Origin of the sequence: Phytobacter diazotrophicus (genome assembly GCF_052061655.1) — a bacterium.
In the GTDB taxonomy this organism is placed as follows: Bacteria; Pseudomonadota; Gammaproteobacteria; order Enterobacterales; family Enterobacteriaceae; genus Phytobacter; species Phytobacter diazotrophicus.
On sequence record NZ_CM125428.1, the window covers coordinates 2,424,075 to 2,448,418 of the forward strand.

The window sequence follows — 24,344 nt, forward strand, 5'->3', positions numbered from 1 at the left end:
TTTTGTTAAATAATTGTGTAGGATATGCGGACTCGCTTTTTTGTGGCAGATGGATGTCCTGCCGAAACAATAACCAGTTCGTGCTGTAAGTGAGAGAACAATGTCGAATAAACCTTTTTATTATCAAGAACCTTTTCCGCTGAAAAAGGACGAGACCGAATATTATTTACTCAGTAGCGATTACGTTTCCGTCGCCGATTTTGATGGTCAGGAAGTGCTTAAAGTCGATCCTCAGGCGCTGACCCTTCTGGCGCAACATGCCTTCCACGATGCCTCTTTCCTGCTGCGCCCGGCGCATCAGCAACAGGTTGCCGATATCCTCAGTGATCCGGATGCCAGCGAAAATGACAAATACGTCGCGCTGCAATTCCTGCGTAACTCCGAGATTGCCGCAAAAGGTATTTTGCCCACCTGCCAGGATACCGGCACGGCGATCATTATGGGTAAAAAAGGGCAGCGTGTGTGGACGGGGGGCGGCGATGAGGCGGCCTTAGCACGCGGCGTCTATAACACCTTTATCGAAGATAACCTGCGTTATTCGCAAAACGCCCCGCTGGATATGTACAAAGAGGTCAATACCGGGACTAACCTGCCGGCACAGATCGATTTGTATAGTGTTGATGGCGACGAATATAAGTTCCTTTGCATCGCCAAAGGAGGCGGTTCCGCCAACAAAACCTATCTGTATCAGGAAACGAAAGCGCTGATCACCCCGGCGAAACTGAAAGGTTATCTGGTCGACAAAATGCGTACCCTGGGCACCGCTGCCTGTCCGCCTTACCACATCGCGTTTGTGATTGGCGGTACCAGCGCAGAGGCCACGCTCAAAACGGTCAAACTGGCCTCGACGAAGTATTACGACGGCCTGCCAACCGAAGGTAATGAGCACGGCCAGGCGTTCCGTGATGTGCAACTGGAAAAGGAACTGCTGCTTGAAGCCCAGCAGCTTGGCCTTGGCGCACAGTTCGGCGGCAAATACTTTGCACATGATATCCGCGTGATTCGTCTGCCGCGCCACGGTGCCTCTTGTCCGGTGGGGATGGGGGTTTCCTGTTCGGCGGACCGTAACATCAAAGCCAAAATTAACCGCGAAGGCATCTGGCTGGAAAAACTGGAGCAGAACCCCGGCAAATACATTCCGGAATCGCTGCGCCAGGCAGGTGAGGGCGAAGCGGTGAAGGTCAACCTTAACCGTCCGATGGAAGAGATCCTCGGCCAGCTCAAACAGTATCCGGTTTCCACACGCCTGTCGCTAACCGGGACGATCATCGTGGCGCGTGATATTGCGCATGCGAAACTCAAAGAGCTGATGGATGAAGGCAAGCCGCTGCCGCAGTATGTGAAAGATCACCCCATCTACTACGCGGGACCTGCGAAGACCCCTGAGGGGTATGCTTCGGGTTCACTAGGCCCAACCACCGCCGGGCGTATGGACTCGTACGTTGACCAGTTGCAATCACAAGGTGGCAGCATGATCATGCTGGCAAAAGGCAACCGCAGCCAGCAGGTGACCGATGCCTGCCATAAACATGGCGGTTTTTACCTTGGCAGTATTGGTGGGCCGGCGGCGATTCTGGCGCAAAACAGTATCAAGAGCCTTGAATGTGTGGCCTACCCGGAACTGGGGATGGAGGCTATCTGGAAAATCGATGTTGAAGATTTCCCGGCCTTTATCCTGGTGGATGACAAAGGTAACGATTTCTTCCAGCAAATCCAGTCGGGCCAGTGCGCCCGCTGTGTAAAATAAGAACCGCCGCCCTTCGGGGCGGTTTTTTTGCGCCGGTTAAGCGCACGAAGCAATAAACGTCGTCATAACAAGCATCAATACTTAAGCTTTGTTTGCAGGTGAGCAATGTCGGTACTCAACATCACTTCGTAACAGGGAGAAAGTAATGACAACGCATCGTAGTGAGAAAGATTCGATGGGCGCGATTGACGTCCCGGCAGACAAGCTGTGGGGGGCGCAAACCCAACGGTCGCTTGAGCATTTCCGCATCTCGACGGAAAAAATGCCGGTCTCGCTTATCCACGCACTGGCACTGACCAAACGTGCGGCGGCAAAGGTCAATCAGGATTTAGGGCTGCTGGCGGCGGAAAAAGCGCAGGCCATTATCGAGGCGGCGGATGAAGTGCTTGCCGGAAAACACCCGGATGAATTCCCGCTGGCTATCTGGCAAACAGGCTCCGGCACCCAGAGCAACATGAACATGAACGAGGTGCTGGCGAACCGTGCCAGTGAGCTGCTGGGCGGCGAACGTGGCATGGGGCGTAAAGTGCACCCGAACGACGACGTCAACAAGAGCCAAAGCTCGAATGACGTTTTCCCGACGGCGATGCACGTGGCGGCGGTGATTGCCGTGCGCGAACACCTGCTGCCTCAGCTTCTGGTGCTGAAAAAAACGCTCAACGAAAAAGCGATTGCCTTCGCCGATATTGTCAAAATTGGTCGCACTCACTTGCAGGATGCCACGCCGCTAACGCTCGGCCAGGAGATTTCCGGCTGGGTGGCGATGCTGGAACATAACCTCAAACATATCGAACTGAGCCTGCCGCACCTGGGTGAACTGGCGCTCGGTGGTACGGCGGTGGGTACCGGGCTGAATACCCACCCGGAATATGCCAGACGAGTGGCAGAAGAGCTGGCCGCCTTTACCCGGCAGCCGTTTATTACCGCACCGAACAAGTTTGAGGCGCTGGCCACCTGTGATGCATTAGTCCACGCCCACGGTGCGCTGAAAGGGCTGGCGGCATCACTGATGAAAATTTCTAATGATGTGCGCTGGCTGGCTTCCGGCCCGCGCTGTGGGATTGGTGAAATTTCTATTCCGGAAAATGAGCCGGGCAGCTCCATCATGCCGGGTAAAGTTAACCCCACCCAATGTGAAGCCATGACCATGCTCTGCTGTCAGGTGTTAGGCAACGACGTGGCGGTCAATATGGGCGGCGCGTCCGGCAACTTTGAGCTCAATGTCTTTCGCCCGATGGTCATTCATAACTTCCTGCAGTCGGTGCGTCTGCTGGCCGACGGTATGGAAAGCTTTAACGAGCACTGTGCGGTGGGGATTGAGCCGAACCGTGAACGTATCGACCAGTTGCTCAATGAGTCGCTGATGCTGGTGACCGCTCTGAATATCCATATCGGCTATGACAAAGCGGCAGAAATAGCCAAAAAAGCGCATAAAGAGGGGCTGACGCTCAAGGCCTCGGCGCTGGCGCTCGGCTACCTGACGGAAGCCGAGTTTGACAGCTGGGTGCGTCCGGAATCGATGGTGGGCAGTATGAAGCCTGTTTAATCAGCAAGATAGAGGTGCAGCCGGGGGATAATTAGCGTCAACGGCTGTGCCTGCGGTTTAAAACGGTGCTGGATATTGTCCTCCTGGTAATTCAACAGCTCGCCGATGTCCGGCACTTTTCCGCCATGTTCTTCACTCACCAGCGCAATCAGCGGCGTCGGGCAGGCGTACTGCACCTGCTTTTGCGAATCCGCATACCAGACGCGCGCAATCGGCTGCACCTTTACCGGACGTTTGATTTTCAGGCGTGCCTGCTGCGGCAAAGAGGCAATCGCGGCGTACTCCTGCTCAAGACGCTCCTGCCACTGCTCGCGGGTCCACGGCGCGACGGCGCGCGGCGATTTACGGCTTTTATCAAGCAGTGCAAGCACCTCATCGCGGGTGAAATTCTTGATGATATGCTTGTTAGCCCAGCCAAAGCGCAGGGTGGCGGGATCGCGAATGGCGGTTAACGTGCGGTAGGCATTCAGGGTAATCAGACCAGGTAAATGGCGATGCACCCACTCGAAGCGGGCGGTCGGTGCCAGCCCGGAGTCGACGGTCACGATGCGTTCAAAGGTCATTTTCAGGGCATTGATGGTGTTAATGCTCTGCTCCAGTCGGGCACGGGTCGCCATATCCACCTGATAACAAATAACCCCCGGCAAACGCACGGCGGCTTTACTGCTGCGATTTTCCGACTGCTGCTGAATAAACAGATGGGTATAGTGGCGCAGGGCCGCGTCGGCGGCACGCTTGCCCACCCGCTGCTTTACCTGAATGGTAGGCAGCGGCTCGTGCTCCGCGCCTTTGGCGACGTCCGGCAGGGTGAAGACGCGGCCCGCCAGTAAACGGCAATCGGAGAGTTGCCCTTTTAGGACGGCCAGTTCCTGTTCGAGCTGGCGAAAAGTGGTGTTAAGGCGTTCTATCAGGTCGTATGCGGCCATTTTATCATTCCTTTAGTTACAACATACTTATGTTGTAGCACAACCTTCCACACCTTAACACCGTGCACGTCACGCTTTTCAGGTGAGGGAGGTGTCGTGCCAGACCGGCCACTGAAAACAAAAACGGGCGCCGCCCGCAGCGCTCTCTTCACACTTCACTTCGCCACTCATCGCTTGGGCGATGGAGTGCACGATGGCAAGCCCCAGGCCACAACCGCCCGTCGCACGGTCTCTGCTGGGGTCGAGGCGCACAAAAGGCTCAAACACACGGCTACGCTCATCCGGGGCAATCCCCGGGCCGTCATCTTCGACAATCAGGCTTGCCTGCGAGCCTTCAAGCTGTAATGTCACTTTGACCGTTTTCTGGCAGTAGCGCAGGGCATTATTGATGAGGTTATCCAGCACGCGCTCCATCAGGCGCATATCCAGCGAACCATAGTCGCCGGGCTGATTATGGAGTTCTAGCTGGTGGTCGGGGTTGACGTTGCGGGCATCCAGCATATAACCGTCCAGCCACGCGTTGAGATCGGGCGTGGTCAGTTTCAGTTCTGTCTGCGGACGGTCAAGACGTGCGTAGGTGAGTAGCTCCTGAATGAGTCCTTCGAGTTGCCCGATATCGCGGTTCAGCGCGCTACGTTCGCTATCGCTCAGGTTATCGCTCATCTCCAGGCGATAACGCAGCCTGACCAGCGGCGTACGCAGCTCGTGGGCCACGCCATCAATCAACATTTTCTTACTGGCGATCAGGGCGTTGATGTTATCCGCCATCTGGTTAAAAGCGATCCCCAGTCGTTCAAAGCTGGAGGTGCTGTCAAAATGAATGCGCTCTTCCAGATGACCTTCGCCAAAGCGCTGGGCGGCGGATTCCAGCCGCAGCATCTCCTGCCAGTGGGGGCGCATCCAGATAAACACCGGGAAAGCCAGTGAGATAGCAATAAACGCCATCAGCGCCATATCGAGCAGACGCATTTCATGCAGATAAAAGAGGTAGGGGACCGGGCCGACAGCCAGGACATAGTGGCTGCGTGGAATACGCTGGATAAAGGTGTATTGCGAATCCAGCGCGACGATATCGCCTTCCTGTAGCCGCTGTTGCGCGGGGGCTTCCAGCGTGAACTTGCTCATCGGTTCCACGCGCATGTTAAAGGACAGGTTCAGGTCCAGCTCTTTGAGCGTTTTGTTCCACTGGTGCGGTGGGATTTCACGTAGTTCGCTGCGCATCAGGTACAGCGAGCTTTTCATCAAATCGTCCAGCGACTGTCGCCCTGCGCGCTCAGCGGTGAATTTGTAAACCAGCCCGACCAGCATGGTCATCACCAGAAAGCAGACAAACAGTAACAGGTAAAACTGGACGAAAAGTTTTTTCATGGCGACACCCGCGAAGAGGACCGGACTCAGTTATCCCAGGCGTGTGGGGCGAAAAGATAGCCTTTGTTGCGCACGGTTTTAATACGGAAAGGCTCGGTGGCGTTATCGAGCAATTTTTTGCGCAGGCGCGAAATTGCCACATCAACACTGCGATCCATTCCGTCATAGGTCACACCGCGCAGATTTTTCAGTAACGCATCGCGGTCCATGATTTGCCCTGCGTGGGTGGCCAGTTCCCACAGCAGATCGAAATCGGCGGTTGAGAGAACAACCTGCTCGCCAGCCAGCAGCACCTGCCTGTTGACCGGATCGATGGTCAGCGTGCCAAATTGCAGCGTCTTATGCTGTTTTAGCGATGACGGCGCGGACTCTTGCTGTGTGGTTCCTGCCTGCTGGCGTAAATGCAGTCGCAGACGCGCCAGTAAAACCGCAGGTGGGGTGGTTTTGAGAATGTAGTCGTTCGCGCCCATCTCCAGAGACAGAATATGGTTCATGTCACTGTCAAGAGAGGTGAGAAGGACGATAGGGCCGGTCCACTGCTGGCGTAAATCGCGGCACAGTGTCATCCCATCTTTGCCGGGGAGCATGATATCCAGAAGAATCAGATCTGGTTTTTCACGGGCGATGACCTCTTCTGCTCGGTCACCACGCGGTTCAACTATCACATCCATATCGTGTTTGCCCAGATATGCCGCAATAAGTGCGCCCACTTCCGGGTCGTCTTCCACAAAAACGATTTTATTCATATATCATCGTGATGAGTCAAAAAGATGAACATACACTGCCTTTATTGATCCTGCCATTAATCTTTTCTAAACAAGCTCCCCATCCGCTATGCTGTAGGCCTTTGTTGGTATTAAGATAAAGGGAATGTGATGGCGCTGGTGATAAAAGCGGCAATTGGCGCGCTGGTGGTGTTATTAATTGGATTGCTGTCAAAAACGAAAAATTACTATATCGCCGGGCTAATACCGTTATTTCCGACCTTTGCTTTAATCGCCCATTATATCGTGGCGACCGAGCGGGGCGTGGAAGCGCTACGCACCACTATCGTTTTTGGTATGTGGTCCATTATCCCCTATTTTCTATACCTGCTATCGCTGTGGTATTTCACCGGATTTATGCGGGTGGGATACGCGCTGGGCGCAGCGGTACTCTGCTGGTGCCTCAGCGCCTGGGTGCTCATTTTTATCTGGAGCCGCTTCCGCTAGCGCAGCGGGCGGCCGCCATCGACGCCAAACGTCCGTCCCGTGACGTAGCAACTGGTCAGCAGATAGTCGACCAGATCGATTATCTCTTTTTCGCCAGGGGCGATTTTCATCAGCGATTTGTTGAGTGCCTGCTGACGGTATTCCGCGTCATCATCGTCATTAAACAGGATCAGCGCCGGGGCAATGGCGTTGACTTTCACTTCTGGAGCCAGCTTTTTGGCAAAAGAGCGGGTCATATTATCCAGCGCGGCTTTACTGGCGGCATAGGCGATATGTTTGTCGCTTCCGCACTCAACAACATAATCGGTAAAGTGAATAATATCGCCAGCGGCATGCCCGAATCCGCGCAATAATCTTTCCAGCGCATGGTTAAGTAAGTAGGGGGCATGGACGTGGATCTGCAGCATCCGTGAAAGCACATCGGGCAGCGCAACGCCGGGTTTTTCACCCGCCCAGTCGCCCGCATTGTGAATAATTGCCCGCAGCCCCTCGGTTTTCTGCTTCACGATATCGGCAAAGGCCAGCACTCCTTCATCGCTGCTGAAGTCTGCCTGAATGCACAATGCGCCCGCGGCGGTTAACTGTTCAATCGCCGGATAGTGCGTCCGGTAACTGACGATAATCGGCTGCTGTTGGCTGAGAAAATGGTGGGCGAGGGCGAGACCGATGCGACGGCCTCCTCCGGTAATCAATATCGGGCGTGTCTTCGAGTTTCCCATCGAATGCGTTCTCCTTCTCAACGGGGCGCATACGCTGCTTACCCCATCAACTTCCACGTGGCGGGAACGGCGGCGATCAGTAACAGACCAATCAGCACTCTTTCCCGGCGCTTAAGCAGACTGGCTATGTCATGCGTGCGGCGTGCGTAGATAAAGACCAGCAGCCCCGGCGCATAAAGCACAACCGACAACAGCAAATGCATCGGACCGGATGCATACAGTAACCATAAGCCATAGAGGCTGGCGCCGATAGCGACGACGCGGTGCAACGGACGACGAGAGATCTTCAGTAAAAATGCCCCGACAAGGAAATAAGGAACCAGAATCATCTCTGACGCAATGGTCAACAGCGTATTGTAATCGGAACCTGTGAGCCAGATCAGCACCAGCGAAACCTGCACGCTGATATTGGTTAACCACAGCGACGCCGCTGGCGCATTATTCTTGTTCTGTCGGGCAAAAATACGTGGAAACGCCCGATGGGTGGCGGCCAGTAGCGGCACTTCCGCTGCCATGATCGTCCAGCTCAGGTAAGCGCCACAGACCGAGACAATCAGCCCGGCGGCAATGACCACATCGCCCCAGGAGCCCATCAGCCTGACCATCAGGCCTGCCATTGACGGATTACGCATCGCCGCCAGTTCCGGGCGTGGCACCACTCCCAGCGACAGCAGTGTAACCAACAAATAGACGCCGAGGGCAGCCAGTACTGCCAGCAAAGTGGCGCGTCCCACATCGTGCTTGTTGCGCGCGCGGGCGGAAACGACCACTGCGCCTTCAACCCCGATAAACACCCACAGGGTGATAAGCATAGTATTTTTCACCTGTTCCCATACCGGGACACCCAGGGCGATACCGGAGAAATCCAGACTAAAGGTATCGTAATGGAAGGCCATGGCCGCCAGCACAATAAACAGGCCCAGCGGCACCAGCTTGGCGAGCGTCGCCGCGAGATTAATACTCGCCGCCGTTTGCACGCCGCGCAGCACTAATGCGTGAACAAACCACAGCAGCAGGGATGCACCCACCATCGCCTGCCAGGTATTACCGTCGCCAAAAAAGCGCAGTTCTGGTGTATCGGTAAAGAAACTCAGCGCAGAGAAGACAATCACTAAGTAGGAGACGTTGGCGATAACGGCGCACAGCCAGTACCCCCAGGCCGAACAAAAACCGATAAGTTCGCCAAAACCTTCCCGGGCGTAGGTAAAAATACCGCCGTCCAGGTCCGGGCGAAGACGCGTCAGGATAAGCATGGCGAAGGCGAGCAGTAATATCCCCGCGCCGGTAATCGCCCAACCAATCAATAAGGCCGCGGGGCTGGCGATTTCTGCCATATTTTGCGGCAGGCTGAAAACGCCCGCACCGAGCATTGAGCTTAATACCAGCGCAGTTAAAGCGCTCAGGCCAAGTTTCTTTTCCATGGGTATCCTGTTATGAACGGGCTCAATCCAGAATAATTATTTTGCTTATGCGCATAAAAATGGTGGATATCACTGAGGCGCGGGATTTTACGGAGAGTCGTAATGGCATGCAATGCGTGACGGCTTAATTTCACGAAAAAAATAAAAAAGGCGACCCAGGGCCGCCTTTAAGATGAAGGGTTACTTATTTGTACAAATCGGCACTGATGGTGATGTTGCTACCATTTTCCTGCCACTGGCGGGTGATGTGGTAGTACTTGGCACCTTTCGCCGCGGCACGTTTCGCAACCTGATAAGAGATCTCGGTCATGTTGCCGTAGTTACCAGTGAACTTAATGCTGTCGAACGGAACCATCTGCGCAGCCGTGATTTTATTCACTTCTTCGATTTTTTTTCCGTCAGGTAACGTGACAGTGTAACGGTTTGAGGTGGAGGATTGTGTTTCAAAGAAACGCCCCACTTCGGCGCTCGGTGCAGCGGTAGTTGCAACGCCCGGAATTTCTACTTTCTTGGCTTCTTCACCGCCTTTCGCTAAGGCAGCACGGCCTGCTTCAGAATCACGTGGAATGGCATCCGGGCTCTGCAGTACGCGTTTTTTGGCATCAGCTTTATAGATATATGCCGTAATCCGCTGATTGCCACCTTCGTTGGCATCGACCTGACGGACGATATAGAAAGAGGCAGCCCCTTTCGCTTTCGCGGCTTTAGTGATGGCATCGTTTACTTCCGGCTGTGAGCGATAGAAACCCTGTACCGTAACGGTATCGAACGGTTCCAGCTCAATAGCATCGGTCTTCGGCAGCTCAGTAACGCCATTGATGACGCGCAGTTTTGGCGCATCGGCTTTCGGCGCATCGGCTTTATACAGGTCCGTGGTGACACGCTGGTTGCCGCTCTCACCATAATCGGAGGTGTCTACAACATAAAACGAGGCCGCGCCTTCTTTATCAGCACGGCTTGAAGCGGCTTTAACGGCATCGCCAATAGAGTTAAAGCGACCGGTGATAACAACGCGATCGTAGGGCTTCAATGCTGACGCTTGCTCCGGCGTTAACTCTGTCGCTGCGTTGACTGACAGGGTCGTAACGGACAAAAGTGCTGACGCCAGGAGGGTGTACTTAAGCTTCATAAAAATGATCCTTCGCCTTGCGCAAACCAGATACTGGTGTTGTTGTTGACTTAAAAACGTCGCTGATTATTGCATTTAATCAACACGACTGTCTGCGTCATTTTTCACTGAGTGTGCTACACGCCAGACGTTTTACGATAACCTTTAGTGATATGTTGAAAAAACGGGCTGTTGACCAGCAAAAGTCATAAAGCATATGAGTTTTTTAAGTTAATACATTGTTAAAAGAGCAATCTGTAGCGGAGATTAATCGTGTTTTGCCGCTTCGTCTGAGCGGAATATCGGCTTGTTTAAATGAATTAAAGGGAAATAACCCTGCCAGCCCTGCTACCCGCCCGGTTTTCACAGATAAAAAGAGAATTTCTGTTTTCTGGCGGTAGATCACAGGCGTTATTTTCAGTAGGTTATAGAAAGTTTGTTACTGTTTTATTTTCCGGGATGCAGTCTGTTTATTTTTCTCTGGCAGGCAATGTCATGCCCGGGCATCACTGACAAACCATCATCTAAAATCGATGGAAGGGAAAACTATGCGTATTGGTGTACCAAAAGAACGGTTGGCCAATGAAACCCGCGTTGCGGCGACGCCGAAAACGGTAGAGCAATTGCTTAAATTGGGTTTCACCGTCGCGATTGAAAGCGGCGCGGGCAAACTGGCAAGCTTCGATGACAACGCGTTTACCCAGGCTGGCGCAACCGTGGTGGACGAAAATAACGTCTGGCACTCTGACGTTATCCTCAAGGTGAATGCACCGACGGATGACGAAATAGCCTTGCTTAATCCGGGCACGACATTAGTCAGCTTTATCTGGCCTGCGCAGAATGCGCCGCTGATGGAAAAACTGGCTGCCCGTAATATTACCGTCATGGCGATGGATTCTGTGCCGCGTATTTCCCGTGCCCAGGCGCTGGATGCATTGAGCTCCATGGCCAACATTGCTGGCTATCGCGCCATTGTGGAAGCAGCCCACGAATTTGGCCGTTTCTTTACCGGGCAGATCACCGCCGCAGGTAAAGTCCCGCCGGCGAAAGTGATGGTCATTGGCGCAGGCGTTGCCGGTCTGGCGGCTATTGGTGCCGCCAACAGCCTCGGGGCAATTGTCCGCGCGTTTGATACCCGCCCGGAAGTTAAGGAACAGGTCCAGAGTATGGGCGCTGAGTTCCTTGAGCTGGATTTCAAAGAAGAAGCCGGTAGCGGCGACGGCTACGCGAAAGTGATGTCCGAAGCGTTTATCAAAGCGGAAATGGAACTCTTTGCCGCCCAGGCGAAAGACGTTGATATCATCGTCACCACCGCATTGATTCCGGGTAAACCGGCACCGAAACTGATCACCCGCGAGATGGTGGATTCCATGAAATCCGGCAGCGTGGTGGTTGACCTGGCGGCGCAAAACGGCGGTAACTGCGAATACACCGTGGCGAACGAAGTCGTCACCACGCCAAACGGCGTGAAAATCATCGGTTATACCGACCTGCCAGGCCGTCTGGCCGCGCAGTCTTCCCAACTTTACGGCACCAACCTGGTCAACCTGCTGAAATTGCTGTGCAAAGAAAAAGACGGCAATGTGACAGTCGATTTCGAAGATGTGGTCGTGCGCGGCGTGACCGTCATTCGCGAGGGCGAAGTGACCTGGCCGGCTCCGCCGATTCAGGTTTCCGCGCAACCGCAGGCTGCGGCAAAAGCGGCACCAGCCGCCGCGAAAGAAGAGGCTAAGCCCACATCGCCATGGCTGAAATACGGCATCATGGCGCTGGTGATTATTCTCTTCGGCTGGCTGGCCGACGTTGCACCTAAAGAGTTTCTTGGTCACTTCACCGTCTTTGCGCTGGCCTGCGTAGTCGGTTACTACGTGGTGTGGAACGTCTCCCACGCCTTGCATACTCCGCTGATGTCGGTTACCAACGCAATCTCCGGCATTATCGTTGTTGGCGCACTCTTACAAATCGGCCATGGTGGTTGGGTCAGCTTCTTAAGCTTTATCGCTGTACTGATTGCCAGCATTAATATTTTTGGTGGTTTCACCGTCACTCAGCGCATGCTGAAAATGTTCCGGAAGAACTAAGGGGTAGCACATGTCTGGAGGATTAGTTACAGCTGCATACATTGTTGCCGCGATCCTGTTTATTTTCAGTCTGGCAGGGCTATCGAAACACGAAACGTCCCAACAGGGTAACCGTTTCGGCGTTGCCGGGATGGCGATTGCGCTGATCGCCACGATTTTCGGGCCTGACACTGGCAACGTAGCGTGGATTATCGTTGCGATGATCATCGGTGGTGCTATCGGTATTCGCCTGGCGCGTAAAGTTGAAATGACCGAGATGCCTGAGCTGGTTGCTGTACTGCACAGCTTTGTGGGTCTGGCCGCGGTGCTGGTTGGCTTTAACAGCTACCTTTACCACGAGCCGGGCATGGAACCGATCCTGGTCAATATTCACCTGACCGAAGTGTTCCTTGGCATCTTTATCGGCGCCGTCACCTTCACCGGTTCTATCGTGGCGTTCGGCAAGCTGTGCGGCAAGATCTCCTCAAAACCGTTGATGCTGCCAAACCGTCACAAATTGAACCTTGCGGCGCTGGTGGTTTCTTTCGTCCTGCTGGTGATTTTTGTTCGTACGGAAAGCATAGGCCTGCAGGCGCTGGCGCTGCTGGTGATGACGGCGATTGCGTTGGTGTTTGGCTGGCATCTGGTGGCCTCAATCGGCGGTGCTGACATGCCGGTTGTGGTCTCGATGCTGAACTCCTATTCCGGTTGGGCGGCAGCGGCGGCGGGCTTTATGCTGAGCAACGACCTGCTGATCGTCACCGGTGCGCTGGTGGGTTCTTCCGGTGCGATCCTCTCTTACATCATGTGTAAGGCGATGAACCGCTCCTTTATCAGCGTAATTGCTGGCGGCTTCGGTACCGACGGTTCCTCTACAGGGTCCGATGAAGAAGTGGGCGAGCACCGTGAGATCAACGCCGAAGAGACGGCTGAGATGCTGAAAAACTCACACTCTGTCATCATCACCCCAGGCTACGGCATGGCGGTCGCACAGGCGCAATATCCGGTTGCAGAAATTACCGAGAAACTGCGTGCGCGCGGCGTCAAAGTGCGCTTCGGTATTCACCCGGTTGCGGGGCGTTTGCCTGGCCACATGAACGTCCTGCTGGCAGAAGCGAAAGTACCGTATGACATCGTGCTGGAAATGGACGAAATCAACGATGACTTCGCCGATACCGATACCGTACTGGTTATTGGTGCGAATGACACCGTTAACCCGGCGGCGCAGGACGATCCGAAGAGTCCTATCGCAGGCATGCCTGTGCTGGAAGTGTGGAAAGCGCAAAACGTTATCGTGTTCAAACGCTCCATGAATACCGGCTATGCTGGCGTACAGAACCCGCTGTTCTTTAAAGAGAATACCCAGATGCTGTTTGGCGATGCCAAAGCCAGCGTCGATGCGATTCTGAAAGCGCTGTAATTCTCTGTGCGTATCTCAACCGCTCTTCGGAGCGGTTTTTTTTTGTCTGCGTCTATACTTTTTCTCTTCACGGTTTTGATGAGGGAAAGAATGGAATTTTTATCACGTTTCGATTTGATATCTTTAATGATGACGCCATCGTTCTGGATTGCTGTCTTCACGGTCGTCATCATTACGATATTGGCTTACTGGTTGCTTAACCGTTTACTGCGTATCGTTGGTAAAGGTGTGCAGAGCTGGGGCGATAAGCATCAAAGCACGCAGAAAATGCGTTTGGTGCTGAATGATATGTTAGTCAGAACCAGCAAGGTGCTGCTCTTTATCGTCGCGTTTCTTTTTAGTCTGCGTTTTGTTGAACTCCCCACGAATCTCTCTGCGACAATCAGTCATGCCTGGTTTTTGGTGCTCGCTATTCAAATGGCGCTCTGGCTTGATCAGGGGATTATCTCCTGGCTGCATCAGTTGCGTTATGAACCCGGTATGCATAAAAATCCGGTGACGCTGGTCATCACCGGACTGCTGCTACGGATGCTGGTATGGACCGTGATGCTGCTGTCTATTCTGGCGAATGTCGGGGTGAATATTACCGCGCTGGTGGCAAGCCTCGGCGTCGGCGGTATTGCCATCGCCCTGGCGGTACAAACCATCCTCAGCGATGTCTTTGCCTCGCTGTCGATTGGTTTTGATAAGCCTTTTGAAATTGGTGATTTCGTGGTGTTTAACGATGTCGCCGGGACGGTTGAGCATATTGGTCTCAAAACCACGCGCATACGCAGTTTGAGCGGAGAGCAGATTGTCTGTGGTAACGCCATTCTTCTGCAGCAGACGCTGCATAACTATAAACGTATGCAAACCCGGCGTATCGTTTTTACTTTCGGTGTCGCCTTGTCAACGCCGCCGGATAAACTCCGTCAGATTGGCGAGATGATAAAAACCATCATTAATGACGTCGGGGAAACCAAATTCGACCGCGCTCATTTCCTCGGTTTCGGCACCGATCGACTCAACTTTGAAGTTGTCTATATCGTCAATACAGCGGATTACAACAAATATATGGATATTCAGCAGGAGATTAATATCCGCATTATGGAGCAACTGGCGGCGAACGACGTGCAACTGGCGCTGCCTACTACCGTGGTCAAAGGCCCCTGGCCCTCTGGTGTGCCGGATGCCGACAGCCAGCAAGAGACGATGACGGGAACGCGCAGTTAACACAGGCGAATCCGAAACACCTTACTGACACAGGCGCGCCGTCTGACGGTGGACTACCCGGGCGCGTACTATGTCGTAGATCCAGTTAAACGCCATGGTGTAGGGAAGGAAGAAGAGGAAAAAGCCGATCTCCAGTAAGAACGCTTCTACCAGCCCGATGCCAAGCGTCAGCGAGGCTATGGTCACGCCAATCACGATAAACCCCCCTTCAAACCCCAGCGCATGGCAGGCGCGTACCTTCGCAGTACGGGCCAGACGATGAACCGGCCAAAGCCTGTCAAATAGCGCGTTGTAAATCACGTTCCAGATCATCGCCGCGGTGGCCAGCAATAATGTCAGTCCACCCATCTCCAGCACCGGGCGCTGCATTATCCAGGCGCTGGCCGGGGCGCAAATGGCGGTGGCGATCACTTCGAAACTCACTGCGTGAAAGATACGCTCGGCCAGAGTGCGACGCTGTACGGCAGGTTGTTGCATGATTTTTGGTCCTCTTTGTCGTTTGACGGGTTTAGCTGAGAGGATTTTTATCGTTTTATAAGATAAATTAAAGATGGATACCATCGATAAAATAGATACATTATGCGCTACTCTCCTGAAGCTCTGACTGCCTTTGTTGAAACCGTTGCCTCTGGCTCCTTCTCTGCTGCCGCGCGGAAACTGCGCAAAAGCCAGTCCACCATCAGTACTGCCATCGCTAATCTGGAAGCAGATTTAGGCGTGGCGCTCTTTGATCGCTCAGCGCGTCATCCGGTGCTGACGCCGGAAGGTGTGAGAGCACTCAGCTATGTGCAGGCCATTCTCGCAGCCAGCGATAAACTGGATGAGCTGGCGGTCTGGCTGGCGGGGGAAACGGAAACGCGGCTGACGTTCATCCTTTCCGATACGTTGAACCCGGATACGCTGGCAGATCTGTTGGGGGAGTTCGACAAGCGCTATCCCCATACCGAATTTGAGTGTCTGATTGGCGAAAACGAGGATGTCATCGATCTCCTGCAAAAAGGGCGGGCACAGTTAGGCTTAACGGAAGCCCGCAATGCCTATCCGACGGACATCAGCGCGATGCGCCTGCCAATGCAGAGTCAGATGGATATCTATGTGGCGCACGGGCATCCGCTGGCGCAGCAGGGGAGCGTCTCTGAGGAGCAATTACGTACCTGGCGTGAGCTGCGGCTTAATACCTATCTGGAAAACCGTAATACGCCCGCGCGTGGCCCGGTCTGGTCAGCGCCGAGCTATCTGTTGTTGCTCAGCATGGCAGAACAGGGGTTTGGCTGGTGCGCATTACCCTGCGCGCTGGTGGATGAGTTTTCCGGGGCAAAAAAATTGACGCGGGTCGATGTGCCTGGCTGGCCGCAAAGCATCCCTGTCGACATGTTGTGGAACAAAAAACAGCCGCCAGGTGTTGCCGGAAGCTGGCTACGGCACTATTTGCAGCACTGGCGTGGTCAGCAATAAAAAGAAAACGCCCGCGAGTGGCGGGCGTTTTGCTACGTGTTAGGGTTAATCGTCTTCTTCGTCATCCAGTTCAATCGGGCTCTGGTAGTCGTCCGGTTTGATGACCAGCAAGTCGCAGCGCAGGTGGTCAATCACCTGTTCAGCGGTATTCCCGAGGAACGCGGCGGAGATCCCGGTGCGCCCGACGGTGCCCAGTACGACGATCCCGGCCTGTAAATGTTCCGCCAGATCCGGAATGACCTCTTCCGGCAGGCCTTTATTCACATGGGTCACTTTTTCATCAATACCGAATTTCTGCCGTAAGGCTTTCATGGCAATAAGATGTTGGCCGCGAATTGCGTCGTTATAGACGCTCGGGTCAAATTCCGGCAGTTCAATGGCAATGTTAATTGGGGTTACCGGATAGGCGCCAACCAGATGAACTTCGGTGTGGTTGACCTGTTCTGCCAGTTGCAGCGTCTCTTTCACCAGCTTTTCGTTCAGCGCGTTGTGATAGAGCTCTTCGCTGGCAAGGTTCACCGCCACCAGCGCTTTCCCGCCTTCCGGCCAGGGCTGATCTTTGACCATCCAGACCGGGCAAGGGCATTTACGCAACAGATGCCAGTCGGTGGGGGTGAAGATAACAGATTCCAGTTTGTCATGCTGGTGGGCCATTTTCAGCAGCAAATCATGACCGCCGGACATCACTTCCTGAATGATGGCTTCGAAGGGACGGTTATGCCACACCACTTTAATATCAATAGGGACGCCAGCGTCTATATAGTACTTTGCCTGTTCACGAATCCAGGCCGTACGCTGGCTGATCACGCCTTGTCTCATGGCTGTGCGTTCGTCAGGGGACAGAAGGGTGGTCATCTCGTAAGAGAAATCATAGATCGGCAGGAAAGCTTTAATCCGGCCGCCAATCCGTTGATGTAAATACACGGCACGTCGTAATGCGGGCTGATCGTCCTGGTTAGGATCGATGGCGACCAGCATATTTTGATACTTAGCCATACAGGGTCTCCTTACATCTGTCACCACAGTCTGTAAATACAAGATAACCTATAAGTACTGAATGAAACAGGGAAAACCTTTTGCCAGATCAATAAATCAGAAAAATTTAAGCGTCCGGCAAAAGGTCAAAAGGAGGGGGTAAAATCAGGCGACGTTACGCGAATGTCCGGCAAGCTGAGCCAGGATATCGCTGTTCTCGATGGTGATATATTTGCCTTTCACCGCCAGCATACCGCTCTTCTGGAAACGACCCAGCAGACGGCTGATGGTTTCTACGGTCAGGCCTAAATAGTTACCGATATCGCCACGTGTCATGGTCAGGCGGAACTCACGCGGAGAGAAACCACGCTGAGCGAAACGACGGGACAGATTATAGATAAACGCGGCCAGGCGCTCCTCGGCGTTCTTTTTCGACAGCAACAGGATCATGTCCTGATCGCCTTTGATTTCGCCGCTCATCAGGCGCATCATCTGCTGACGCAGGTTCGGCATTTTGCCTGACAGGTCATCCAGCGTTTCGAACGGGATTTCACAAACCATTGACGTTTCCAGCGCCTGAGCAAAGCTCGGATGGTGGCCTGTGCCGATGGCGTCAAAGCCGACCAGATCGCCCGCCAGATGGAAACCGGTGATTTGCTCGTCACCCTGTTCAGTAATGGTGTAGCTCTTGATCGTGCCGGAACGAATAGCGTAAAGCGATTTCAGTTCATCCCCAGCTTTGAACAGAGTTTGACCTTTCTGGATGGGCTTTTTGCGCTCAATGATGTTGTCGAGCTGATCGAGCTCGTGTTCATTGAGTGTGAAGGGGATGCAGAGCTGGCTAATACTGCAATCCTGGCAATGGATTGCACAACCGCCAGACTGAATGCGTCGTATAATTCGCTTTTCCGGGATCATAGGTCTGCTCAAGCCGTAATTGATTTTAGTCAATTTTATCATCTTTTTCTTGAACACGTAAGCCTGGCGAAACGTCAATTCAGTAGAATTAAAACAGGTGTGAAAAACGATGAAACAGGGGAGTAGACCATCTCATTGATATTCCATCGTTTCAGTAAGGCTTTTACCACAGAATCCCGCGAAAAAGAGCACAAAGAGCCTCTTTTTTTCACAATAGTAAGTAACCTTCGTGCCGCAACAACCACTCTTTACGTTGCACGCCACCTGCATAGCCGGTCATGGTGCCGTTGCGGCCAATCACCCGATGGCAGGGAACCACAATACTGACCGGATTTGAACCGTTCGCGGCACCTACCGCCCGCGCGGCTCCGACGCGACCGAGCCTCTCCGCTAACTGACCATAGTGCATGACATGGCCACACGGGATCTCGCGTAACGCTTTCCAGACTTCACGTTGAAAGGGGGTACCCGCCGTGGCGGTTGGCAGGGTATCTATCACCGCCAGATCACCCTCGAAATACTCCAGAAGCTTGCGGCTTAATCCACCGGGATTCGAGGCAGGAATGCGCGTGTAACCTTCCTTGCGATAATGAATATCCAGCAGTTCATTCATGCGGTCACTATGTTCTTCCCACTCAACCGCGCGCAAATGGAATGTTTCGTCGCACAGTACCCACAGTGGACCCAGCGGAGTGGCAATTTTATCCTCAAGTAGCGTAAGCATCGGCAATCCTTTCTCAAACATCGCAATAGCACAGGGGGAGTGGCGCAATCTAGCACGATCAAGAAAGTGACTCTATACCCCATTAGAGGCGCAATAAATCAAAGAGAATCGAGAAAGGTTATTAATTATTCATGGGGTGAATGGTTTCTGCGATAGTAAATGTGGGATGCGTGAATAGATGATATATTCTTTATTGTTGCGGAAATAAAAAAATAGAGCCTGCCGACATCCGTCAGGCTCTACAGTACACACAGCAACGCGTCCGTTCGGTAATTATTTTAAACTTCATCCTTGCGCGGTAAATATAGTTATAGTTCTCGTTTCAGATATTTCCACCAGGAAATGGTGATTAGTTTCACGATAATTTAACTTAAATGTTGGAGGTTAATGACAGTAAACTTGTAGTTAAGTGGGGTTAAATAGCACGCGAAATTAATTTTCGATAATTGCTTCAAATACCTCACTAATTGTCAGCCATTAATTGAATATCAGGCATTGTGGCGGGCTGCCGCGACCGCTATAGTAAGTCCCTCAGATGTAGCGGGAGGACTAAACCATGAACCCTGATGACAAATCACTGTTTCTTGACGCCATGGAGGATGTCCAGCCACTTAAGCGCTGTGCCGATGTTCACTGGCATCCGGCCCGAAACACGCGTGCACCACAGCATATCGACACATTGCAACTTGATAACTTCCTGACCACCGGGTTCCTTGATGTCTTACCCCTTGATACTCCGCTGGAATTCCGCCGCGAAGGGTTGCAAACCGGGGTGATTGATAAGCTTCGCACCGGCAAGTACTCCCAGCAGGCCAGCCTCAGCCTGTTGCGCCAGCCCGTGGAGCAGTGTCGACAACTGCTGTTTAGCTTTGTGCATCAGGCGCGGCAAGACGGATTGCGTAATCTCCTGATAATTCATGGGAAAGGGCGCGACGATAACGCCCATGCCAATATTATTCGCAGCTATCTTGCACGCTGGTTAACCGAATTTGACGATGTTCAGGCATTTTGCGCTGCACAACCCCGTCATGGCGGCAACGGCGCATGCTATGTGTCATTACGCAAATCGGCAGAGGCGAAGCAGCAAAACTGGGAGCGCCACGCCAAGCGTAGCCGCTAACTGGCGGCTACTGTGCCAGCGGGATATCTTCAATTCGGGTGGTCCAGGCCGGGGAGAGCAGGTGTCGTTTCATTGACCAGGCCGGGGTCACGCCCTGGCCGGCAAACCACATTTTATTACCTTTCTTGTTCATGAGATCCATTACGCACATCAGTGTCTGGCTATTTGGCCGGGGGGCATACTCATCGAATAAATTAAGTTGTGCAACGCCTTGACTAAAGAAGTCTCCTAATATAACACCCGCTTTTTGATATCGCGGACCTTGCTTCCAGATAATATCCAGGCTACGCGTTGCTGCGGCAATAATATCTCTGGTGTCCTGGGTGGGTGTGAGTAGCGTAATACCTGCACTATTGCTGTAATAGGGTTCATCGGGGTCGTGAGGGCTACTTTTTATAAACGCGCCGATATATCGGCAATATTGATGTTGGGCACGTAATTTTTCTGCTGCTCTGGCCGCCCAGGTACTGATACCTTCACGGACTGAGGAATAATCGCTAATTCGCTGACCAAAAGATCGCGAACTAATAATTTCATGCTTTGCCGGAGAGAATTCCTGAAAACCGAGACAGGGTTCGCCACGCAGTTCGCGAACGGTTCTTTCGAGTACCACGCTGAAGTTTTTGCGGATAAACCATAAATCACATTTCGCCAGATCCAGCACGGTGGTGATATTCATGGTGTTCAGCTTTTTCGTCAGCCGCCGACCAATGCCCCAAACCTCTTCTACGGGGATGGCTGCCATCAACCGGTGTTGCCTGGCGGGCGTTGAGATATCCACCACACCACCGCTCTGCGCTGGCCACCTTTTGGCCGCGTAATTTGCCAGTTTTGCCAGCGTCTTTGTCGGTGCGATGCCCACTCCTACGGTCAGCATGGTGCGTTGATAAACGGTATCACGAATATATTTACCGAAGCGTTTGAGATTGGGAATACCGGAAAGATCCACAAACGCTTCATCAATACTGTACTGATCTACCCGCGGGCAAATTTCCTCCAGCGTCGTCATTACCCGCTGGCTCATATCGCCATATAATGCGTAATTGCTGCTGAAGACCGCCACGCCATGCCGCTGCAACAGATCTTTTTGTTTGAAATAAGGCTCCGCCATACCAATGCCCAGAGCTTTAGCTTCGGCTGAGCGGGACACAATACAGCCATCGTTATTTGAGAGCACTACCACCGGTTTACCGCTCAGATCGGGCCGCCAGACGGTTTCACAACTGGTGTAGAACGAGTTCACGTCAACAAGTGCGAACATGATGATCTGGCCTCTTCTATAAATACTGTTTTTATATACAGTACTTCTGGCATTTGAAATGATCAAGTGGCTTATGTGCCAGGGTAGGAAGACCAGAAAATAAAACGACTATCGGTGGTACGTCTATCAGCCCTACGCGCCAGGTGATCCGCTTACCGGCGTAACGGGGCGGGTACGGTATACGAAGATCATGTGCCCGCGCTCAACGGGCAGTTCAACATCTTCATGACGATGCGTTACAGCAGATCGCCTCTCTTGAGGGAGCATGACAAGAGAGGGCGCTGTCAGTGTGAAATTGTAATTAAGGGCAGGGGGAAGCTGACGCATGAGCCCTCTTGTCAACCCCGAAAATTAACTGGTCTGGCGTGTGCCACCATAAAGTTAATGCCTGTCGTGTCGATATATATTGAGCAACTTTGCCTCTTCCCTGGACCATAATATGCTCAAAAATATACGCGTCATCACCGGCATCATTATTGCCTTGTCGGTATTTTGTCTGCTTCAGCTAGTTACCGGCGGGCTTTTCTACTCTGCTGTCAATAATGACAGAGTGAACTTTCAGAACACGGGCATCCTTAGCGCACAGCAGGAAAATCTTGGCGATAGCGTCAATACGCTCATTAAAACACGCGTCACCGTTACCCGTGTGGCGATCCGCTTTCTGAAAAATCAACGCGATCCGGCATCGCTTGCCAGCATCGATAAGCTACTCACTACCGCCACTGAATCCCTCAATAAAGCCGAGGGGTACTTTAACAACTATAAAAATACACCGCGTGTCGCAGGGCAGGATGCCGGGTTAGCCAATGAAGTTTCGCAAAATATCACCAAAATGCATGACGTGCTGCAACAGTCCATCACCTTCCTGAAGGCAAACAACTACGAAGCCTATGGCAACCTGGATGCCCAACAGGCGCAGGATGATATGGACGCCAGCTATGCGAAATGGCGCACAGAAAACAACACCTTCCTGCAGGCCGCCGCACAGGAAAACCAGAGCAGCTTTACCAGTATGCAATGGACCCTGGGCGTAATTCTGCTGGTAGTGATCGCGGTCATGACGGTGATCTGGCTGGGGCTGCAACATCTGCTGCTTCAACCTCTGCACAGCGTGATGGGACATATTCGCGCTATCGCCGACGGTGACCTGACGCAGACCATCTCCGCCGAAGGCCGCAATGAGATGAGCCAACTGGCCAGTGGCCTGCACGAGATGCAATCTTCGCTGGTCAAAACCGTGAGCGCGGTGCGTAACAGTTCCGATTCGATTTATACCGGTGCGAGTGAAATCTCTACCGGCAACAACGATCTCTCTTCCCGTACCGAACAGCAGGCCTCGTCACTCGAAGAGACCGCCGCCAGTATGGAGCAGTTGACCGCGACGGTGAAACAGAACACCGATAACGCCCGTCAGGCTTCAAACCTGGCGAAAAATGCCTCCGACACCGCAGCACGCGGTGGCCGTGTGGTAAGCGATGTGGTACGCACCATGAGCGAGATCTCCAGCAGTTCGCAGCAGATAGCCCAGATAACCAGCGTGATCGACGCCATTGCCTTCCAGACCAATATCCTCGCCCTGAACGCCGCCGTTGAAGCCGCGCGAGCGGGTGAGCAGGGGCGTGGGTTTGCCGTGGTTGCCGGGGAAGTTCGCACACTGGCCAGCCGCAGTGCGCAGGCGGCAAAAGAGATCAAAACGCTGATTGAAAACTCCGTTAACCGCGTCAATTCCGGCACCACGCTGGTGGCCGAGGCGGGTAATACCATGCAAGAGATCGTTAATGCCGTAACGCGCGTAACCGATATTATGGGCGAAATCGCATCTGCCTCGGACGAGCAGAGTAAAGGTATTGAGCAGGTGAGCCTCGCGGTATCGCAAATGGACAGCGTTACCCAGCAGAACGCCTCGCTGGTGCAGGAGTCCGCTGCGGCCTCAGCCGCACTGGAAGAGCAGGCTGAACAACTGCGTCAGGCCGTCGCGGTCTTTCGCGTCAATGGTCACAACACGCTGTTGCAAAGCAAACCCGGGAAACCGACCATTGCCCCGCGCACGGCCGTTGCTTCCGCCGCACCTGCTGTTGGCGATGGTAACTGGGAAACCTTCTAAATTTATCCCGGCGGGTAACCTGTTGTCATGCCCTATCCCTTAAAGGAGAGGGCATGGCAGTAAACCGCACCGTTCTGGCCCCCTCTCTCCATAGGAGAGAGGGAACAAACCGCGCCATCCCCACACTCACTCCTGTTTTAATTCCCGCAAAACCGACAACAGGTGCGCGGTCGACATCTCATTTTCTCCCTCTCGCCAGGCTAATCCTAACTCCCGCCACAATGCGGGCTTTAAAGGACGAACCGCGACGCGCTTATCAGCGGAGACGGGCGTGCCCGATTCAAGCGGCAACAGCGTGGCGCCATAACCTGCGCCCACCAGACTTTTTATCGCATCGTTGTAGTCAAGTTTGATTCGCGGTACAGGCCGGTGTCCCGTTTTTGCAAGCCACTGATTTGTCAGTTGTGATAAGTGGGTACCAGAACCATTCAGAATCAGCGGCTTTTCAATCAACCATTGAGGCGATACCACATCCGGCAGATCCCAGTTTGCAGGCAGAAAAGCGACAACAGGATCCCGCCGCCAGGCATCTATTTCCAGGCCATTACCCCGCAGTTGTGGGAGCGCAACAATACCAATATCGAGTGAACCGGATTTCAGTTGCTCAAGCGTTTGTTGAGACGTGAGTACGGTAATCTGTACATCGATATTCGGATGAAGCCGCGCCATTTTTTCAATAGCCTGTGGCAACAGATTGGCGATAGCCCCTGTAGACGCACCCAGTCTTACCTGTCCGGTCAGGCCCTGCGCCTGGCGTGAGATATCGTCAAGGACATACGCGGCATCAGCGAGTAAGCGGCGCGCATGGGTAACCAGCTTTTCGCCAATCGCCGTCGGTCTGACGTTGCCCCGGGTACGGGAAAGCAATGTCGCTCCCACCCGGTTTTCAAGTTCTGAAATATGCAGGCTGACCGTTGGAGGCGATAAGTGCAGTCGTCCGGCAGCCTCATTGAAAGAGCGGGTATCGGCAATCGTTATCAGTGTGCGTAACTGATCAAGGTTAATCTCACGCATCAACATACCTCAGAAAAACTGAATTTGACGTAAAG

At 53.3% G+C, this 24,344-nt stretch carries 21 protein-coding genes; 9 read left to right on the plus strand and 12 right to left on the minus strand.

Annotated elements, in window-relative coordinates:
- Positions 1-100 precede the first annotated feature (100 nt).
- Together fumA and fumC are read left to right on the plus strand one after the other, a co-directional pair.
- Complete coding sequence (gene fumA / locus ACS0RQ_RS11905; protein WP_271848926.1) at positions 101-1,747, plus strand: class I fumarate hydratase FumA; 1,647 nt, start codon at positions 101-103, stop codon at positions 1,745-1,747.
- Positions 1,748-1,892: 145 nt separating this feature from the next.
- Positions 1,893-3,293, plus strand: a complete 1,401-nt coding sequence (gene fumC / locus ACS0RQ_RS11910; protein WP_271848925.1) for a class II fumarate hydratase — start codon at positions 1,893-1,895, stop codon at positions 3,291-3,293.
- Here the strand turns inward: fumC and tus are convergent.
- The 3 genes from tus to rstA all read right to left on the minus strand — a co-directional run bounded on the left by tus (position 3,290) and on the right by rstA (position 6,333).
- Positions 3,290-4,219 (minus strand): DNA replication terminus site-binding protein, encoded by a 930-nt coding sequence (gene tus, locus ACS0RQ_RS11915; RefSeq protein WP_271848924.1) that lies wholly within the window; start codon positions 4,217-4,219, stop codon positions 3,290-3,292. The genes fumC and tus overlap by 4 nt on opposite strands.
- A 78-nt stretch (positions 4,220-4,297) precedes the next feature.
- Complete coding sequence (gene rstB / locus ACS0RQ_RS11920) at positions 4,298-5,587, minus strand: two-component system sensor histidine kinase RstB (protein ID WP_271848923.1); 1,290 nt, start codon at positions 5,585-5,587, stop codon at positions 4,298-4,300.
- 26 nt (positions 5,588-5,613) lie between these two features.
- Positions 5,614-6,333, minus strand: a complete 720-nt coding sequence (rstA, locus tag ACS0RQ_RS11925) for a two-component system response regulator RstA (protein ID WP_271848922.1) — start codon at positions 6,331-6,333, stop codon at positions 5,614-5,616.
- A 129-nt stretch (positions 6,334-6,462) separates the two neighbouring features.
- Between rstA and ACS0RQ_RS11930 the strand changes: the two genes are divergently transcribed.
- Positions 6,463-6,798 carry a GlpM family protein gene (locus ACS0RQ_RS11930; RefSeq protein ID WP_271848921.1) on the plus strand — a complete coding sequence of 112 codons (336 nt, stop codon included), beginning with the start codon at positions 6,463-6,465 and terminating at the stop codon, positions 6,796-6,798.
- Here the strand turns inward: ACS0RQ_RS11930 and folM are convergent.
- The 3 genes from folM to ydgH form a co-directional block, all read right to left on the minus strand.
- The gene (gene folM / locus ACS0RQ_RS11935; RefSeq protein ID WP_271848920.1) at positions 6,795-7,517 is read right to left on the minus strand and encodes a dihydromonapterin reductase; all 723 of its coding nucleotides are present in this window, start codon (positions 7,515-7,517) and stop codon (positions 6,795-6,797) included. The genes ACS0RQ_RS11930 and folM overlap by 4 nt on opposite strands.
- 38 nt (positions 7,518-7,555) lie before the next feature.
- On the minus strand, positions 7,556-8,938 hold the full coding sequence (locus tag ACS0RQ_RS11940; RefSeq protein WP_271848919.1) for an amino acid permease: 1,383 nt from the start codon (positions 8,936-8,938) through the stop codon (positions 7,556-7,558).
- A 184-nt stretch (positions 8,939-9,122) separates the two neighbouring features.
- The gene (ydgH, locus tag ACS0RQ_RS11945; protein WP_041851518.1) at positions 9,123-10,067 is read right to left on the minus strand and encodes a DUF1471 family protein YdgH; all 945 of its coding nucleotides are present in this window, start codon (positions 10,065-10,067) and stop codon (positions 9,123-9,125) included.
- A 527-nt stretch (positions 10,068-10,594) separates the two neighbouring features.
- Here ydgH and pntA point away from each other — a divergent pair.
- From pntA to ACS0RQ_RS11960, 3 genes are all read left to right on the plus strand, one after another.
- Positions 10,595-12,127, plus strand: coding sequence for a Re/Si-specific NAD(P)(+) transhydrogenase subunit alpha (gene pntA, locus ACS0RQ_RS11950; RefSeq protein ID WP_071195322.1), 1,533 nt, complete (start codon positions 10,595-10,597; stop codon positions 12,125-12,127).
- Positions 12,128-12,137: 10 nt separating this feature from the next.
- Positions 12,138-13,526, plus strand: a complete 1,389-nt coding sequence (gene pntB / locus ACS0RQ_RS11955) for a Re/Si-specific NAD(P)(+) transhydrogenase subunit beta (protein ID WP_271848918.1) — start codon at positions 12,138-12,140, stop codon at positions 13,524-13,526.
- A 90-nt stretch (positions 13,527-13,616) separates the two neighbouring features.
- Positions 13,617-14,738 (plus strand): mechanosensitive ion channel family protein, encoded by a 1,122-nt coding sequence (locus ACS0RQ_RS11960; RefSeq protein ID WP_271848917.1) that lies wholly within the window; start codon positions 13,617-13,619, stop codon positions 14,736-14,738.
- A 21-nt stretch (positions 14,739-14,759) separates the two neighbouring features.
- Here the strand turns inward: ACS0RQ_RS11960 and ACS0RQ_RS11965 are convergent, their stop codons facing one another.
- Positions 14,760-15,215 carry a multidrug/biocide efflux PACE transporter gene (locus tag ACS0RQ_RS11965; protein WP_271848916.1) on the minus strand — a complete coding sequence of 152 codons (456 nt, stop codon included), beginning with the start codon at positions 15,213-15,215 and terminating at the stop codon, positions 14,760-14,762.
- Between the two features lie 102 nt (positions 15,216-15,317).
- Here ACS0RQ_RS11965 and ACS0RQ_RS11970 point away from each other — a divergent pair, with 102 nt between their 5' ends.
- Positions 15,318-16,193, plus strand: a complete 876-nt coding sequence (locus tag ACS0RQ_RS11970) for a LysR family transcriptional regulator (RefSeq protein WP_041851513.1) — start codon at positions 15,318-15,320, stop codon at positions 16,191-16,193.
- 45 nt (positions 16,194-16,238) lie between these two features.
- Here ACS0RQ_RS11970 and uspE read toward each other — a convergent pair whose 3' ends face one another.
- The 3 genes from uspE to ogt form a co-directional block, all read right to left on the minus strand.
- On the minus strand, positions 16,239-17,189 hold the full coding sequence (uspE, locus tag ACS0RQ_RS11975; RefSeq protein WP_071195317.1) for a universal stress protein UspE: 951 nt from the start codon (positions 17,187-17,189) through the stop codon (positions 16,239-16,241).
- A gap of 144 nt (positions 17,190-17,333) precedes the next feature.
- Entirely contained in the window at positions 17,334-18,086 is a 753-nt protein-coding gene (gene fnr / locus ACS0RQ_RS11980; protein ID WP_061495443.1) for a fumarate/nitrate reduction transcriptional regulator Fnr, read from the minus strand.
- Between the two features lie 208 nt (positions 18,087-18,294).
- Positions 18,295-18,810, minus strand: coding sequence for a methylated-DNA--[protein]-cysteine S-methyltransferase (ogt, locus tag ACS0RQ_RS11985; RefSeq protein WP_271848915.1), 516 nt, complete (start codon positions 18,808-18,810; stop codon positions 18,295-18,297).
- Positions 18,811-19,366: 556 nt separating this feature from the next.
- Here ogt and smrA point away from each other — a divergent pair.
- Positions 19,367-19,930: a DNA endonuclease SmrA gene (smrA, locus tag ACS0RQ_RS11990; RefSeq protein WP_334633024.1), complete on the plus strand. Its 564-nt coding sequence runs from the start codon at positions 19,367-19,369 to the stop codon at positions 19,928-19,930.
- A gap of 7 nt (positions 19,931-19,937) precedes the next feature.
- Here the strand turns inward: smrA and umuC are convergent, their stop codons facing one another.
- Positions 19,938-21,191 (minus strand): translesion error-prone DNA polymerase V subunit UmuC, encoded by a 1,254-nt coding sequence (umuC, locus tag ACS0RQ_RS11995; RefSeq protein ID WP_271848913.1) that lies wholly within the window; start codon positions 21,189-21,191, stop codon positions 19,938-19,940.
- 439 nt (positions 21,192-21,630) lie between these two features.
- Here umuC and tcp point away from each other — a divergent pair, with 439 nt between their 5' ends.
- Positions 21,631-23,295: a methyl-accepting chemotaxis citrate transducer gene (tcp, locus tag ACS0RQ_RS12000; protein ID WP_271848912.1), complete on the plus strand. Its 1,665-nt coding sequence runs from the start codon at positions 21,631-21,633 to the stop codon at positions 23,293-23,295.
- Between the two features lie 126 nt (positions 23,296-23,421).
- On the opposite strand, the gene ACS0RQ_RS12005 is transcribed toward tcp, so the two are convergent.
- Positions 23,422-24,309 carry a LysR family transcriptional regulator gene (locus ACS0RQ_RS12005; RefSeq protein WP_041851507.1) on the minus strand — a complete coding sequence of 296 codons (888 nt, stop codon included), beginning with the start codon at positions 24,307-24,309 and terminating at the stop codon, positions 23,422-23,424.
- Between the last annotated feature and the right edge of the window lie 35 nt (positions 24,310-24,344).

Excerpts from the sequence above, each read along its gene's own strand:
- fumA (WP_271848926.1), top strand. The coding sequence starts at position 101 with ATGTCGAATAAACCTTTTTATTATCAAGAACCTTTTCCGCTGAAAAAG.
- fumC (WP_271848925.1), top strand. The coding sequence starts at position 1,893 with ATGACAACGCATCGTAGTGAGAAAGATTCGATGGGCGCGATTGACGTC.
- tus (WP_271848924.1), bottom strand. The coding sequence starts at position 4,219 with ATGGCCGCATACGACCTGATAGAACGCCTTAACACCACTTTTCGCCAG.
- rstB (WP_271848923.1), bottom strand. The coding sequence starts at position 5,587 with ATGAAAAAACTTTTCGTCCAGTTTTACCTGTTACTGTTTGTCTGCTTT.
- rstA (WP_271848922.1), bottom strand. The coding sequence starts at position 6,333 with ATGAATAAAATCGTTTTTGTGGAAGACGACCCGGAAGTGGGCGCACTT.
- ACS0RQ_RS11930 (WP_271848921.1), top strand. The coding sequence starts at position 6,463 with ATGGCGCTGGTGATAAAAGCGGCAATTGGCGCGCTGGTGGTGTTATTA.
- folM (WP_271848920.1), bottom strand. The coding sequence starts at position 7,517 with ATGGGAAACTCGAAGACACGCCCGATATTGATTACCGGAGGAGGCCGT.
- ACS0RQ_RS11940 (WP_271848919.1), bottom strand. The coding sequence starts at position 8,938 with ATGGAAAAGAAACTTGGCCTGAGCGCTTTAACTGCGCTGGTATTAAGC.
- ydgH (WP_041851518.1), bottom strand. The coding sequence starts at position 10,067 with ATGAAGCTTAAGTACACCCTCCTGGCGTCAGCACTTTTGTCCGTTACG.
- pntA (WP_071195322.1), top strand. The coding sequence starts at position 10,595 with ATGCGTATTGGTGTACCAAAAGAACGGTTGGCCAATGAAACCCGCGTT.
- pntB (WP_271848918.1), top strand. The coding sequence starts at position 12,138 with ATGTCTGGAGGATTAGTTACAGCTGCATACATTGTTGCCGCGATCCTG.
- ACS0RQ_RS11960 (WP_271848917.1), top strand. The coding sequence starts at position 13,617 with ATGGAATTTTTATCACGTTTCGATTTGATATCTTTAATGATGACGCCA.
- ACS0RQ_RS11965 (WP_271848916.1), bottom strand. The coding sequence starts at position 15,215 with ATGCAACAACCTGCCGTACAGCGTCGCACTCTGGCCGAGCGTATCTTT.
- ACS0RQ_RS11970 (WP_041851513.1), top strand. The coding sequence starts at position 15,318 with ATGCGCTACTCTCCTGAAGCTCTGACTGCCTTTGTTGAAACCGTTGCC.
- uspE (WP_071195317.1), bottom strand. The coding sequence starts at position 17,189 with ATGGCTAAGTATCAAAATATGCTGGTCGCCATCGATCCTAACCAGGAC.
- fnr (WP_061495443.1), bottom strand. The coding sequence starts at position 18,086 with ATGATCCCGGAAAAGCGAATTATACGACGCATTCAGTCTGGCGGTTGT.
- ogt (WP_271848915.1), bottom strand. The coding sequence starts at position 18,810 with ATGCTTACGCTACTTGAGGATAAAATTGCCACTCCGCTGGGTCCACTG.
- smrA (WP_334633024.1), top strand. The coding sequence starts at position 19,367 with ATGAACCCTGATGACAAATCACTGTTTCTTGACGCCATGGAGGATGTC.
- umuC (WP_271848913.1), bottom strand. The coding sequence starts at position 21,191 with ATGTTCGCACTTGTTGACGTGAACTCGTTCTACACCAGTTGTGAAACC.
- tcp (WP_271848912.1), top strand. The coding sequence starts at position 21,631 with ATGCTCAAAAATATACGCGTCATCACCGGCATCATTATTGCCTTGTCG.
- ACS0RQ_RS12005 (WP_041851507.1), bottom strand. The coding sequence starts at position 24,309 with ATGCGTGAGATTAACCTTGATCAGTTACGCACACTGATAACGATTGCC.